Here is a 12,501-nt window from a genome sequence, read left to right on the forward strand (position 1 = left end):
GCGGCGTCCGCCTGCTCGCGCGCCTGCGCCGCGCGGGCGGCCGCCGTACGGACCGACTCCTCGCTCGCGCTCATCCCGGAGTCGAGCTCGGCCGCGCGTGCCGCCGCCGCCGCGGCACGCTCGCGGTACTCCTGCCCGCGCTCCTCCGGCTCACCTGGTCCCGCATCCCCCGGGTGGTTCACCCGGCCAGTACAGCACCGCGCCCGCAGGGCCGCACGACGGCCGCCGTGCGATGGCCGCGTGTCGGCGCCTCCTGCCACGGTGGGCCCATGACCCGGTTCGCCGTGGACGCCCTCGTCGTCGCTCGCCTGCTCCAAGACGGCCTCTCCGTCCCGCCCGCGCACTCCCTCGTCGGGCCCGCCGTGCTGCGCTCCGACGTCCTCGCGCTGCTCTACCGCTCGGAGCGCGCCGGCGAGCTCGACCCCGCGCGGCGGCGGGCCCTGCTCGACGCGCTGGCGGGGCTGCGCATCCGCCTGCTCGGCGACCGCGTCTCGCGCGCGACCGCCTGGCGCATCGCGTCCGACCTCGAGTGGGACGACCCCCGGCCCGCCGAGTACCTCGCGGTGGCGACGCTCCAGGCCGACGCGCTCGTCGCGCTCGACCCGGTGCTCGTCGAGGCGTCGACGGGCCTCGTCCCGACGGCGTCCGTCGACGAGCTGCTGCGCCCCTGAGCCTCGTCCGCACGTTGGCGCGACGAGGACGGCCGCTCGGCGTGCGGACCATCCGAGCCCGGTGCATCATCAGATCGCGCACTCGGAGAAGACAGGAGGCCGGCCGCCCGGGGGGACCAGGGCGGCCGGCCTCAGCGCTGGGAGGCGAGGTCCGCCGAGGCGGGAACGCACCCGCACCCGTCGCACGTTGGCCCGTGCAGCGGCACCCTGGTGCCCGGGCGGCGCAGGCCGTCGACCGGTCGACACCCGTGCGGCCGCCCACCCTGACCGCCACCACCCGGGACGCACCGTGACCGCCGACACCTGGGCCGACATCGGCCTGGTCCTCCTCTTCATCCTCCTCGGCGGCGTGTTCGCCGGCACCGAGCTCGCACTCGTCTCGCTGCGCGAGTCGCAGCTCGGGCAGCTGGAGAAGCAGGGCCGGCGCGGCGCGCGCGTCGCGTCCGTCGCGCGCGACCCCAACCGCTTCCTCGCCGCGGTGCAGATCGGCGTCACGGTCGCCGGGTTCTTCTCCGCGGCGTTCGGCGCCTCGACCCTGGCGCCGAGCCTCGCGCCGGCCCTCGAGAGCCTCGGCCTGTCCGCGGGGGCCGCGTCGGGCGCCGCGCTCGTGCTGCTCACCCTCGTGATCGCCTACCTCTCGCTGGTGCTGGGCGAGCTCGCGCCGAAGCGCATCGCGATGCAGCAGGCCGCGCGGGTCTCCCTGTGGGTCGCCCCTCCCCTGGACCGGTTCGCGACGCTCATGAAGCCGGTTGTGTGGCTGCTCTCCGTCTCGACGAACGGCGTCGTCCGGCTGCTGGGCTTCGACCCGCGGGCGACGAGCGACCAGATCAGCGAGGACGAGCTGCGCGACCTCGTCGTGAGCCACCCCGACCTGCCCGAGGACGAGCGCCACCTCATCGGCGACGTGTTCGCCGCGGGCGACCGCTCGCTGGCCGAGGCCATGCGGCCGCGCGCTGACGTGCAGTTCCTCGCCGCGTCCGCGCCCCTCGCCGAGGCGGCCCGCGTCGTCGGCCAGCTGCCCTACTCGCGGTACCCGGTCACCGGCGAGGACTTCGACGACGTCGTCGGGTTCGTGCACGTCCGGGACCTGCTGGCGCCCGTGGCGGAGGCCGTACGCGAGGCCGAGCTCGACCCGGACACGCGCGGGGGCGAGGGCGTCGTCGAGGCGATCATCGAGGTCGCCGAGCGGACGGTCGGCGACGTGACGCGGCCGATCCTCTCCCTGCCGGGCACGAACGCCGTGCTGCCGACGCTCTCGGCGATGCGCCGCACCGGGGCACACATCGCGGTGGTCATCGACGAGTACGGCGGCACCGACGGCATCGTCACGCTCGAGGACCTGCTCGAGGAGCTGGTCGGGGACATCGTCGACGAGTACGACGTGCCGAGCGACCGGCCCGACGGCGCGGCCGAGCTCGACGCCGGACTCACGCTCGAGGAGTTCGCGCAGCGCACCGGCCTCGTGCTGCCGGACGGGCCGTACGAGACCGTCGCGGGGTACGTGCTGGCGCGCCTGGGGCACATCCCCGACGTCGGCGAGCACGTCGACGTGGAGCCCGACGAGCAGCGGGGCGACGGCGCCGGCGCGCGCATCGTCGTCCGCGGCGTCGACCGGCGCCGCATCACCTCGGTCGCCGTCGACGGGTCGCCGGAGCGGGACGCGCAGGCCCCGCCGTCCTGACCCGGGTCAGCCCCGGCGGCGGACCGACTCGCGCTCGACCAGGCGCGTGGGCAGCACCACCGGCTCGGGGTCGCCGCCCGACAGCACCTCGGCCAGGACCAGCGCCATCCGACGGCCGAGCTCGTCGATCGGCTGGTGCACCGTCGTGAGCCGCGGGTGCAGCATCGTGGCGACCGGAAGGTCGTCGAAGCCCACCACGCTCACGTCGTCCGGCACGGCGAGCCCGCGCCCGCGCAGCGCGCGCACCGCCCCCGCCGCCATGTTGTCGTTGGCGGCGAGCACCGCGTCGAGGTCCGGGTGCTCGTCGAGCAGCGCGTGCGTCGCGCGCGCGCCGGACTCCTCCGAGAACGTCCCCGTCGCCTCGACCGGCTCGCCCGCGCCGAGCTCGGCCAGCGCGTCGCGGTAGCCCGCGCGCCGGTCGCGCGAGACCGCGAGATCCGGCGGCCCGCCGACGAACCCGATCCGACGGTGCCCCGACCGCGCCAGCATCCGCGTCGCGCGGCGGGCGCCGCCCCGGTTGTCGGCGTCGACGTACCAGCGCGCGTCGGCGTGCAGCGGGCGCCCGCCGAGCACGACCGGGACCTCCTGCCCGAGCGCGACGTCGAGCAGGGGGTCGCCGTCGCGCACGCCCATGAGCATGATCCCGTCGGTGCGGCGGGGGTGGACGAGGCGCCGGAGGCGGTCGACGTCGGGCGCGACGACGAGCGTCAGCAGCAGGTCGGTCGGCTCCAGCCCGCGGCTGGCACCGCGGGCGACGGCGGCGAAGAACGGGTCGGCGAACAGGGCGGGATCGTCGTCGGGGACGGCGAGCACCACGGAGCCGACGCGGCGCGTCACGAGACCTCGCGCGTTGGGGTTCGGCGCGTAGCCCAGCGACGCGACGGCCCGGGCGACGGCGTCCCGCTTCGCCGGGCGCACGTGGGGGGCGCCGTTGATGGCGCGCGACGCCACCGACCGCGAGACGCCCGCCAGCCGGGCGACCTCGTCGAGCGTCGGGGACCGGCGCGTCACGTCCTCGGTCACGCCACCCCCGTCGGCCGCTCGTGGGCGCGCCGGTCGGCGGCCGCTGGCGGCCAGTATGGCGGTCGCGCCCTCTTGCGGTCCGGGAGGCGGTCCAGCACCGTGACGCCATGACGACCTTCAGGGCCACGCTCGAGCGGACCGGCGGCACCACGGTGGGCATCGTCGTGCCCGACGAGGTCGTGGCAGGCCTGGGCGCCGGTCGGCGGCCCGCCGTGCTGGTCCGGCTCAACGGGTACGAGTACCGCACGACCGTCGGGTCGCGGGACAGCCGCTTCCTGCTCCCCGTCTCTGCAGCGGTGCGCGAGGCGGCGGGTGTGGCCGGCGGGGAGGAGCACGACGTGACCGTCACGCTCGACGACGCCCCTCGGACCGTCGAGGTGCCCGAGGACCTCGCGGGCGCGCTCGCCGAGGCCGGCGCGCGCGAGCGGTTCGACGCGCTCGCGCCCTCGCACCGCCGCGAGCACGTCCGCAGCGTCGTCGAGGCGAAGGCCGCGGCGACCCGCGAGCGCAGGATCGCCGCGGTGGTCGCGAGGCTCGTCGACACGAACGGGTGAGCCGTCCGTGTGCTGAGACGCCCGTCTCACGGGAACGCTTGGCACCGGCGCGGCGTTGCGGATAGCGTCACCCCGGACGACCGCCGGTGGCGGTCCAGCAGACGAGGAGAGCGATGAGCGTGCGCACGTGCACCGCCCACGCCTCCGTCCACGCCGCGGCGGCGTGCTGCTGTCCGTGTCGGTAGAGCGCTGGCTCCCGCACCCCCTCCGCAGACCTCCGCGTCCGCGACCGCCAGCGCTCGCCCCGAGGCCCCGGCTCCCCCACCGGGCCGCACAGCTCCGCGCCCCGAGGGCGCACCCCACCCCCGCCGTCACCGACGGCTCGACCGAAGAGGAACCATGGCACGCATCTACGACGACGCGACGGCGCTCATCGGCAACACCCCGCTCGTGCGCATCAACAAGATCACCGACGGCGCCGGCGCGACGGTCGTCGGCAAGCTCGAGTTCTACAACCCCGCCAACTCGGTGAAGGACCGCATCGGCGTCGCGATCATCGACGCGGCCGAGGCGTCCGGCGAGCTCAAGCCGGGCGGGACGATCGTCGAGGCCACCTCCGGCAACACGGGCATCGCGCTCGCGTTCGTCGGCGCGGCCCGCGGCTACAAGGTCGTCCTGACCATGCCCGAGACGATGTCCAAGGAGCGACGCGCGCTGCTGCGGGCCTTCGGCGCCGAGCTCATCCTCACGCCGGGCTCGGAGGGCATGAAGGGCGCGCTCAACCGCGCCGACGAGATCGTCGCCGAGCGCGAGGGCGCGATCCTCGCCCGCCAGTTCGCGAACGCCGCCAACCCGGAGATCCACCGCCGCACGACCGCCGAGGAGATCTGGGCGGACACCGACGGCGAGGTCGACATCCTCGTCGCCGGCATCGGCACGGGCGGCACCATCACCGGCGTCGGCCAGGTGCTCAAGGAGCGCAAGCCGGGCGTGCAGATCGTCGGCGTCGAGCCGGCCGAGTCGCCGATCCTCAACGGCGGCCAGCCCGGCCCCCACAAGATCCAGGGCATCGGCGCGAACTTCGTCCCCGAGATCCTCGACACCACCGTCTACGACGAGATCATCGACATCGACGCGGACACGGCCGTCGCGACGGCCCGGCGCGCGGCCGCCGAGGAGGGCCTGCTCGTCGGCATCTCCTCCGGCGCCGCCCTCGCCGCCGCGAAGCAGCTCGCCGAGCGCCCCGAGAACGCCGGCAAGCTGATCGTCGCCATCATCCCGTCGTTCGGTGAGCGCTACCTGTCGACGATCCTCTACGCGGACCTGCTCGACTGAGCCCCCGCACGCACCTCCCCGCACCGCAGACAGGAGCCCGCTCCGTGCCCGACGCCCCCCACTTCCTGGCCGTGCTCCGGGAGGACCTGCGCGCTGCGCGCGACCGCGACCCCGCGGCCCGCTCGCTCGCCGAGGTCGCCCTGGGCTACCCGGGGGTGCACGCGATCTGGGTGTACCGGCTGGCTCACCGGATGTGGCGCAACCCGGCGCTGCGGCTGCCCGCGCGACTGCTCTCGCAGCTCGCGCGGGCAGCGACCGGGATCGAGATCCACCCCGGCGCGCGCCTCGGCCGCCGCCTGTTCATCGACCACGGCATGGGCGTCGTCATCGGCGAGACGGCCGAGGTCGGCGACGACGTCGTGCTCTTCCACGGCTCGACGCTCGGCGGCAAGTCGATGCACCGCGGCAAGCGCCATCCCACGCTCGGTGACCACGTGGTGGTCGGCGCGGGAGCGAAGGTCCTCGGGCCGGTCTGGGTGGGGCACGGCGCGCAGATCGGCGCCAACGCGGTCGTGATCCACGACGTCCCGCCCGAGGCGATCGCGGTCGGCGTCCCGGCGACCATCCGGCTGCGCCCGGCGCAGGCCCCGTTCGACGCCGAGGTCGACGACCCCGCGATCTTCATCTGACCGCACGGGCGGCTCGCGGTTACCCGGGACGCGCCGGGAACCGACGGACGCCCGAGGCGCATCCACCCCCGCCCGCGGCGCCGGTAGCCTCGGCCCGTCGACGACGACGGACGGAGGACGGGATGCGGCTGGGGTACCACACCGGCTACTGGTCGGCGGGCCCGCCGCCGGGGGCCCAGGAGGCGGTGCTCGCGGCCGAGCGCCTCGGGTTCGACTCGGTCTGGACCGCGGAGGCCTACGGGTCGGACGCGCTCACCCCGCTCGCCTGGTGGGGTGCGTCGACGTCCCGCATCCGCCTCGGGACCGCGATCGCCCAGCTCTCCGCACGCACGCCGACCGCGGCGGCGATGGCGGCGCTCACGATGGACCACCTCTCGGGCGGCCGGTTCGTGCTGGGCCTCGGCGCCTCCGGCCCGCAGGTCGTGGAGGGCTGGTACGGACAGCGCTACCCGCGTCCCCTGGCCCGCACCCGCGAGTACGTCCAGGTGGTCCGCCAGGTGCTGGCGCGCGAGGCGCCCGTCACGTTCGACGGCGAGTTCTACCGGCTCCCCCTCGGCCCCGACGAGGGCGCCGGCCTCGGCAAGGCGCTGCGGTCCACCGTCCACCCGCTGCGCGCCGACCTGCCGATCCACCTCGCCGCCGAGGGTCCCCGCAACATCGCGATGACCGCCGAGATCGCCGACGGGTGGCTGCCGCTGTTCTACTCGCCGCGCATGGACGCGACGTACCGCCAGCTGCTCGAGGACGGGTTCGCCCGCCGCGACCCCCGCCTGCGCCCGCGCGAGGAGTTCGAGGTCGTCGCCACCGTGCCCGTCGTCGTCGGCGCGGACGTCGAGTCAGCGGCGGACCAGGTGCGGCCGTTCGTCGCGCTGTACGCGGGCGGCATGGGGGCCAAGGGCGCCAACTTCCACCGCGACGTGCTGGACCGCCTCGGCTACGGCGAGGCGTGCGACGAGATCCAGGCGCATTTCCTCGCGGGCGACCGGGCGCGCGCCGCGGCCGCGGTGCCGATCGAGCTGGTGCAGGACATCGCGCTCGTCGGCACGGCCGACGACATCCGGGCGGCGCTGCCGGCGTGGGAACGGACCGCCGTCACCGTCGTGCTCGTCCAGACCGACCCGCGCGCGCTGCCCGCGGTGGCCGAGCTGCTCGCGGGGTGAGGTCCGCCGCCGTGAGGGACGGGCAGGACGACCACCTGGAGGCCGTGCTGGCCCTCGTCGAGCAGATCCCGCCGGGCCGGGCCATGACGTACGGGACCATCGCCGAGGTCCTCGCCGACCGGGCGCTCGCGGAGGGTCGCCGGCCGTTCGGAGGGCCGCGGCACGTCGGTCACGCGCTCGCCCGCGCCGGGTCGGGCGTCCCCTGGTGGCGCGTCGTCAACGCCGCCGGCCGGCCGCCCGCGCGGCACGCCACCCGCGCGCTGGCCCTCCTGGCGAAGGAGGGCACGCCGCTGACCGCCGACGGCGAGCGCGTGGCCCTGCGCCGCGCAATCTGGTTCCCCGACGACTGAGCCGCCGGGCAGGATGACCGCGTGAGCCAGCTGCCCCCGGACTACCGGACCGTCGAGATCCCCGCCGAGCGCATCCCCGAGGTCGTCGAGGTCGACCACCTCGCGTTCGCGTCCACACCGGACGCCGAGACCCAGGCGCTCCTGCCGAACCGGCTCGAGACCGGCCGGACGATGGCCGTCGAGGCGCCCGACGGGTCGCTGGCCGCCGTGCACGGCTCGCACGCGTTCACGCTGCCGGTGCCCGGCGGCCAGGTGCCCTGCGCGGGGCTGACGTGGGTGGGCACCCGCCCGGACCAGCGCCGCAGGGGCCTGCTCTCGTCGATGATCGCGACCCACTTCGAGCGCAGCATCGCGCGTGGCGAGCCCGTCTCGGCGCTGTTCGCCGCCGAGACCGCGATCTACGGCCGCTACGGCTACGGCAGCGCGGCCGACGACGCGCGCGTGAAGGTCCCGCGCGGCGCCGCGCTGCGCGACGTGCCGGGCTCCGCCGACCTGACCGTGCGTCTCGACACGCTCGACGCGGGCCGCCACGGCGCGCTCGTCGAGCGCCTGCACGCCGCCGCCGGCGCCGGCCGGCCGGGCTGGATCCTGCGGACCACCGACCCGCTGCGGGCGCGCGTCACGGCCGACCCGCCCGCGTGGCGCAAGGGCGCGGAGGCGCTGCGCATCGCCACCGTGCACGACGCCGGGGGCGACGCGCGCGGGTACGCGCTGTTCGCGCGCACCGACGACTGGAACGACGCGGGCCCGCAGGGCGTCGTCCGGGTCCGCGAGGTCGGCGCGGTCGACGCCGCGGCGGCGCACCGCCTCTGGGCGTTCCTGCTGGACCTCGACCTCACCGTGCGCGTGGAGGCGTGGCTGCTGCCGGTCGACGACGCGCTGCTCCAGCTGCTCGTGAACCCGCGCGTCGCGCTGCCGACGGTCGTCGACAACCTGTGGGTCCGGGTGCTCGACGTCCGCGCGGCGCTGGAGGGCCGCCGCTGGTCCGCGCCGCTCGACGTCGTCCTCGACGTCACCGACGCGCAGGTGCCCGCGAACGCCGGGCGGTGGCGCGTGCGGTCGACCGAGCAGGCGGGCGACGGGACGTGGGGTTCGTCGGTGGAGCGTGCCGACGACGAGCCGGACCTGCGGCTCGACGTGCGCGAGCTGTCGGCGGCCTACCTCGGCGGCCGGTCGCTCGAGGCCTACGCCCGTGCCGGGCTCGTCGAGGAGCTGCGCCCGGGAGCGGCCCGCGCGGCGGCGGTCGCGTTCGCCTGGCCCGTCGCCCCCGTCTGCAGCTGGGTGTTCTGAGCGCGGACGCGCCGGTGCCGCGGCGCCGGTGCGTCAGCCGCGCGAGCGCTCGTACGCCGCGACGAGCTCGATCCGCCGTGCGTGGCGCGGGTCGCCGCTGAACGGCTCGGCCACGAACGCGTCGACCAGCGCGAGCGCCTCGTCGACCGAGTGCTGGCGGGCTCCGACGGCCGCGACGTTCGCGTCGTTGTGCTGGCGCGCGAGCTGCGCGGTGGACAGGTTCCACACCAGCGCGGCACGCACGCCCGCGACCTTGTTCGCCGCGATCTGCTCGCCGTTGCCCGAGCCGCCGATGACGATGCCGAGCGACCCCGGGTCGGCGACGACCGCCTCGCCCGCGGCGATGCAGAACGGGGGGTAGTCGTCGTTCGCGTCGTACTCGGCCGCCCCGTGGTCGACGACGTCGTGCCCGGCGGCGCGCAGGTGCTCGGCGACGGCCTCCTTGAGCTCGAAGCCGGCGTGGTCGGTGCCCAGGTGGATGCGCATGGCGACATCCTGCCGCACCCGTGGGCGACGACCCAGACCGCGACCCCCTCGCCGTCGCCCGCCCCTGTGCGTGCGGGTGCTCGCGCCTAGGCTGTCCGCCATGACTCGAAGCGGCATCGACCTGACGGCCCTCGACCCGGCCGTCCGCCCCCAGGACGACCTGTTCCGGCACGTGAACGGCCGGTGGATCGACCAGCACGTCATCCCCGCGGACCGCGCCATGGACGGCTCGTTCCGCGCGCTGCACGACCGGGCCGAGGAGCAGGTCCGCGACATCATCGTCGAGTCGGCCCAGGGCGACCCGGAGGGCGTCGCCGCGAAGGTAGGCACGCTCTACGCGAGCTTCATGGACACCGACACCATCGAGGCGGCGGGCGTCGCACCGCTGCGCGTCGACCTCGCGCTCGTCGAGGCCGCGGCGACGCAGGCGGAGCTCACGGGGGCGCTGGGCGCGCTCCAGCGCACGGGCGGTGTCGGGGCGCTCGGCTTCTGGGTGGACAACGACGCGAAGGACCCCAGCCGGTACGTCGTGTACCTCACGCAGGCGGGCCTCGGGCTGCCGGACGAGTCGTACTACCGCGACGAGCAGTACGCGTCCGTGCTCGCGGCGTACGGCCCGCACGTCGCCCGCATGCTCCTGCTCGTCGGCGTGGCCGCCGACCAGGAGGCGGCCGACGCGCTGGCCGAGCGGGTGGTCGCGCTGGAGACGAAGCTCGCCGCGGCGCACTGGGACGTCGTCGCCGACCGCGACGCGGACCGCACCTACAACCCGACGACGCTCGTCGCGCTCGCGAACCGCGCGCCCGGCTTCGACTGGCACGCCTGGGCCCGCGCGCTCGGCGCGCCCGAGGGCTCGCTGGACGAGCTCGTCGTGCGCGAGCCCTCCTACGCGGAGGCGTTCGCCGAGCTGTGGCAGTCCGAGCCGCTCGAGGACTGGAAGGCGTGGCTCACGTACCACGTCGTGAGCGACCGGGCGCCGTACCTGTCGGACGAGGTCGTCCAGGCGAACTTCGACTTCTACGGCCGGACGCTCACGGGCGCGCAGGAGGTCCGCGACCGCTGGAAGCGCGGCGTCTCCCTCGTCCAGGGGGTGCTCGGCGAGGCCGTCGGCGAGGTGTACGTCCAGCGGCACTTCCCGCCGTCGCACAAGGAGCGGATGGACGAGCTCGTCGCGAACCTCGTCGAGGCGTACCGCCGTTCGATCACCTCGCTCGACTGGATGGGCGCCGCCACCCGCGAGAAGGCGCTCGCCAAGCTCGACGCGTTCACCCCGAAGATCGGCTACCCCGTGAAGTGGCGCGACTACTCGGCCCTCGAGGTGCAGGCCGACGACCTGCTCGGCAACGTCCGGCGCGCCCACGCGTTCGACCAGGACCGCGAGCTCGGGAAGATCGGCAAGCCCCTGGACCGCGACGAGTGGTTCATGACGCCGCAGACGGTCAACGCCTACTACAACCCCGGCATGAACGAGATCGTCTTCCCCGCGGCGATCCTGCAGCCGCCGTTCTTCGACGCGGACGCGGACGACGCCGTCAACTACGGCGGGATCGGCGCCGTGATCGGGCACGAGATCGGACACGGCTTCGACGACCAGGGCTCGAAGTACGACGGGGAGGGGCGCCTGGAGGACTGGTGGACGCCCGAGGACCGCGCCGAGTTCGAGGCGCGGACGAAGGCGCTCATCGCGCAGTACGAGGCCTACTCCCCCGCGCAGCTCGGCGGGACGCACCACGTCAACGGCGCGCTGACGATCGGCGAGAACATCGGCGACCTCGGCGGCCTGTCGATCGCGCTGCTCGCCTACGAGATCGCGCTCGGCGCGCCGCTGGACGAGGCACCCGTGATCGACGGGCTCACCGGCGCGCAGCGCGTGCTGCTCGGCTGGGCGCAGGTGTGGCAGGCCAAGGGCCGCGACGAGGAGGTCGTGCGGCGTCTGGCGACCGACCCGCACTCCCCCAACGAATTCCGCTGCAACGGCGTGGTCCGCAACATCGACGCGTTCTACGACGCGTTCGAGGTCACGCCGACCGACGCGCTCTACCTCGCTCCCGAGGAGCGGGTCCGCATCTGGTGAGCCGGGGGCAGGAGGTCGGCGCTCAGCCGACCTCCTGCCACTTCGCCCGGGCGAGCTTGAAGCCCGTGCCGTCGTCCCGCGTGCAGGTCACGCCGTCGGACGCGCTGCGGCACGTGTAGCCGTCGACGCTCGCCTGCGAGCCGTACTCGAGCACGGGGCCCTCGGGCACCGCGGGGGCGGAGCCGTCGACGCACACGAAGGCGAACCCGTCCTCGTTGAGCGCCACCACGTGGCCGGTCTCGCCGTTGCAGCCCGGCACGGCCGGCGGGTCGTAGGCGATGTTCCGGATCGTGCAGGTGACGCCGTCGCCGGACATCGCGCAACGGATGTTGCCGCTGGGCAGCTGGAACGCCTGAGCCTTGGGGCCGGCGGACCCCCCGGGCGTCGGCTCGGCGCTGGCGGAGGCGGTGCCGCCCGTGCCCTCGCCGCCCGGGGTCCCGGAACCGCCGGACATCCACACCGCCAGCAGCACGAGGGCGATGACCACGAGCACCAGGTCGACGACGACCCAGATCCGGATCGTGCGGCTCATCGTGCGGTGTCCTCCCCGTCCTGCGGCCGTCGGGCGCCGGCCCGACCGCCGGCGGGTGCCGGCGACGTCCCAGGATCACACGGACGTTCCGGACATCCCAACCCAGGTCCGCCGCCGGCGACGGGCGCCGACGTCAGAGCTGCGGCCCGGACGTCCGGGTGCGCTTGAGCTCGTAGAAGCCCGGCACGCGCGTCATGAGGACGAGCCCGTCGAACAGGTCGAGCGCCGCCTGACCGGTCGGCGCCGGCGTGACGACGGGACCGAAGTACCCGACCCCGTCGACGGCGACGACAGGCGTGCCGACCTCGTCGCCGACGAGCGCCATCGCCTCGGCGTGGGACGCCCGCAGCAGGTCGTCCACCTCGTCGGTGCCGGCCACGTCGGCCAGCGCGGCGGGCAGGCCCACCTCGGCGAGCGCCTCCGCGACGATCGCCTCGGTGTCCGTGCGGCGACCGGGGTGCCGCCGGGTGCCCATCGCGTCGTACAGCGGCTTGAGCACCGTGTCGCCGTGGTCGCGTGCCGCCGCGACGAGGACCCGCACGGGGCCCCACGAGGCGTCCATGAGCGCGCGGTAGTCCTGCGGCAGGTCACGCCCCTCGTTGAGCACCGACAGGCTCATGACGTGCCAGCGCACGTCGAGCCCTCGGACCCCGGCGACCTCGTCGATCCACCGGGACGTCATCCACGCCCACGGGCAGGCCGGGTCGAACCAGAAGTCCACCGTGGGCTGGTCGGTCGTGCTCATGCGTCGTCCTCTCGTCGTCTGCGTGCGCCGG

The 12,501-nt window shown here is 75.3% G+C and carries 14 protein-coding genes; 9 read left to right on the forward strand and 5 right to left on the reverse strand.

Annotated features, from left to right (window positions below; genetic code table 11):
* Positions 1–182: hypothetical protein (locus HGCM_RS20305; protein ID WP_040399152.1), on the reverse strand; the 182-nt coding region annotated here is incomplete at its 3' end.
* An 87-nt stretch (positions 183–269) separates the two neighbouring features.
* Here HGCM_RS20305 and HGCM_RS14745 point away from each other — a divergent pair.
* Both HGCM_RS14745 and HGCM_RS14750 read left to right on the forward strand, forming a co-directional pair.
* Complete coding sequence (locus HGCM_RS14745) at positions 270–671, forward strand: hypothetical protein (protein ID WP_019137591.1); 402 nt, start codon at positions 270–272, stop codon at positions 669–671.
* A 289-nt stretch (positions 672–960) separates the two neighbouring features.
* The gene (locus HGCM_RS14750; RefSeq protein ID WP_019137592.1) at positions 961–2,352 is read left to right on the forward strand and encodes a hemolysin family protein; all 1,392 of its coding nucleotides are present in this window, start codon (positions 961–963) and stop codon (positions 2,350–2,352) included.
* A gap of 6 nt (positions 2,353–2,358) precedes the next feature.
* On the opposite strand, the gene HGCM_RS14755 is transcribed toward HGCM_RS14750, so the two are convergent.
* Complete coding sequence (locus HGCM_RS14755; protein ID WP_019137593.1) at positions 2,359–3,375, reverse strand: LacI family DNA-binding transcriptional regulator; 1,017 nt, start codon at positions 3,373–3,375, stop codon at positions 2,359–2,361.
* A 107-nt stretch (positions 3,376–3,482) separates the two neighbouring features.
* Between HGCM_RS14755 and HGCM_RS14760 the strand changes: the two genes are divergently transcribed.
* The 6 genes from HGCM_RS14760 to HGCM_RS14785 all read left to right on the forward strand — a co-directional run bounded on the left by HGCM_RS14760 (position 3,483) and on the right by HGCM_RS14785 (position 8,633).
* Entirely contained in the window at positions 3,483–3,929 is a 447-nt protein-coding gene (locus HGCM_RS14760; protein WP_019137594.1) for a YdeI/OmpD-associated family protein, read from the forward strand.
* 339 nt (positions 3,930–4,268) lie between these two features.
* Positions 4,269–5,204 carry a cysteine synthase A gene (gene cysK / locus HGCM_RS14765; protein WP_019137595.1) on the forward strand — a complete coding sequence of 312 codons (936 nt, stop codon included), beginning with the start codon at positions 4,269–4,271 and terminating at the stop codon, positions 5,202–5,204.
* A 44-nt stretch (positions 5,205–5,248) separates the two neighbouring features.
* Positions 5,249–5,833 carry a serine O-acetyltransferase EpsC gene (gene epsC / locus HGCM_RS14770; protein WP_019137596.1) on the forward strand — a complete coding sequence of 195 codons (585 nt, stop codon included), beginning with the start codon at positions 5,249–5,251 and terminating at the stop codon, positions 5,831–5,833.
* Between the two features lie 122 nt (positions 5,834–5,955).
* On the forward strand, positions 5,956–6,993 hold the full coding sequence (locus HGCM_RS14775; RefSeq protein ID WP_019137597.1) for an LLM class F420-dependent oxidoreductase: 1,038 nt from the start codon (positions 5,956–5,958) through the stop codon (positions 6,991–6,993).
* Positions 6,994–7,004: 11 nt separating this feature from the next.
* Positions 7,005–7,343: an MGMT family protein gene (locus HGCM_RS14780; protein ID WP_019137598.1), complete on the forward strand. Its 339-nt coding sequence runs from the start codon at positions 7,005–7,007 to the stop codon at positions 7,341–7,343.
* Between the two features lie 21 nt (positions 7,344–7,364).
* A complete protein-coding gene (locus HGCM_RS14785; RefSeq protein ID WP_019137599.1) occupies positions 7,365–8,633 on the forward strand; it encodes a GNAT family N-acetyltransferase in 1,269 nt (422 codons plus the stop codon).
* 33 nt (positions 8,634–8,666) lie between these two features.
* Here the strand turns inward: HGCM_RS14785 and HGCM_RS14790 are convergent, their stop codons facing one another.
* Positions 8,667–9,119: a ribose-5-phosphate isomerase gene (locus tag HGCM_RS14790; protein WP_019137600.1), complete on the reverse strand. Its 453-nt coding sequence runs from the start codon at positions 9,117–9,119 to the stop codon at positions 8,667–8,669.
* A 100-nt stretch (positions 9,120–9,219) separates the two neighbouring features.
* Between HGCM_RS14790 and HGCM_RS14795 the strand changes: the two genes are divergently transcribed.
* A complete protein-coding gene (locus tag HGCM_RS14795) occupies positions 9,220–11,193 on the forward strand; it encodes a M13 family metallopeptidase (protein WP_019137601.1) in 1,974 nt (657 codons plus the stop codon).
* 22 nt (positions 11,194–11,215) lie between these two features.
* Here the strand turns inward: HGCM_RS14795 and HGCM_RS14800 are convergent, their stop codons facing one another.
* Together HGCM_RS14800 and HGCM_RS14805 are read right to left on the reverse strand one after the other, a co-directional pair.
* On the reverse strand, positions 11,216–11,725 hold the full coding sequence (locus HGCM_RS14800) for a DUF6636 domain-containing protein (protein ID WP_019137602.1): 510 nt from the start codon (positions 11,723–11,725) through the stop codon (positions 11,216–11,218).
* Positions 11,726–11,858: 133 nt separating this feature from the next.
* Positions 11,859–12,470: a mycothiol-dependent nitroreductase Rv2466c family protein gene (locus HGCM_RS14805; protein WP_019137603.1), complete on the reverse strand. Its 612-nt coding sequence runs from the start codon at positions 12,468–12,470 to the stop codon at positions 11,859–11,861.
* Between the last annotated feature and the right edge of the window lie 31 nt (positions 12,471–12,501).

The organism is Cellulomonas massiliensis JC225 (genome assembly GCF_000312005.1).
Taxonomy (GTDB): domain Bacteria; phylum Actinomycetota; class Actinomycetes; order Actinomycetales; family Cellulomonadaceae; genus Cellulomonas; species Cellulomonas massiliensis.

What these genes read in the sequence shown, in the direction of transcription:
- HGCM_RS14745 (WP_019137591.1), top strand. Translation starts at nt 270, where the DNA reads ATGACCCGGTTCGCCGTGGACGCCCTCGTCGTCGCTCGCCTGCTCCAA.
- HGCM_RS14760 (WP_019137594.1), top strand. Translation starts at nt 3,483, where the DNA reads ATGACGACCTTCAGGGCCACGCTCGAGCGGACCGGCGGCACCACGGTG.
- cysK (WP_019137595.1), top strand. Translation starts at nt 4,269, where the DNA reads ATGGCACGCATCTACGACGACGCGACGGCGCTCATCGGCAACACCCCG.
- HGCM_RS14775 (WP_019137597.1), top strand. Translation starts at nt 5,956, where the DNA reads ATGCGGCTGGGGTACCACACCGGCTACTGGTCGGCGGGCCCGCCGCCG.
- HGCM_RS14790 (WP_019137600.1), bottom strand. Translation starts at nt 9,119, where the DNA reads ATGCGCATCCACCTGGGCACCGACCACGCCGGCTTCGAGCTCAAGGAG.
- HGCM_RS14795 (WP_019137601.1), top strand. Translation starts at nt 9,220, where the DNA reads ATGACTCGAAGCGGCATCGACCTGACGGCCCTCGACCCGGCCGTCCGC.
- HGCM_RS14800 (WP_019137602.1), bottom strand. Translation starts at nt 11,725, where the DNA reads ATGAGCCGCACGATCCGGATCTGGGTCGTCGTCGACCTGGTGCTCGTG.
- HGCM_RS14805 (WP_019137603.1), bottom strand. Translation starts at nt 12,470, where the DNA reads ATGAGCACGACCGACCAGCCCACGGTGGACTTCTGGTTCGACCCGGCC.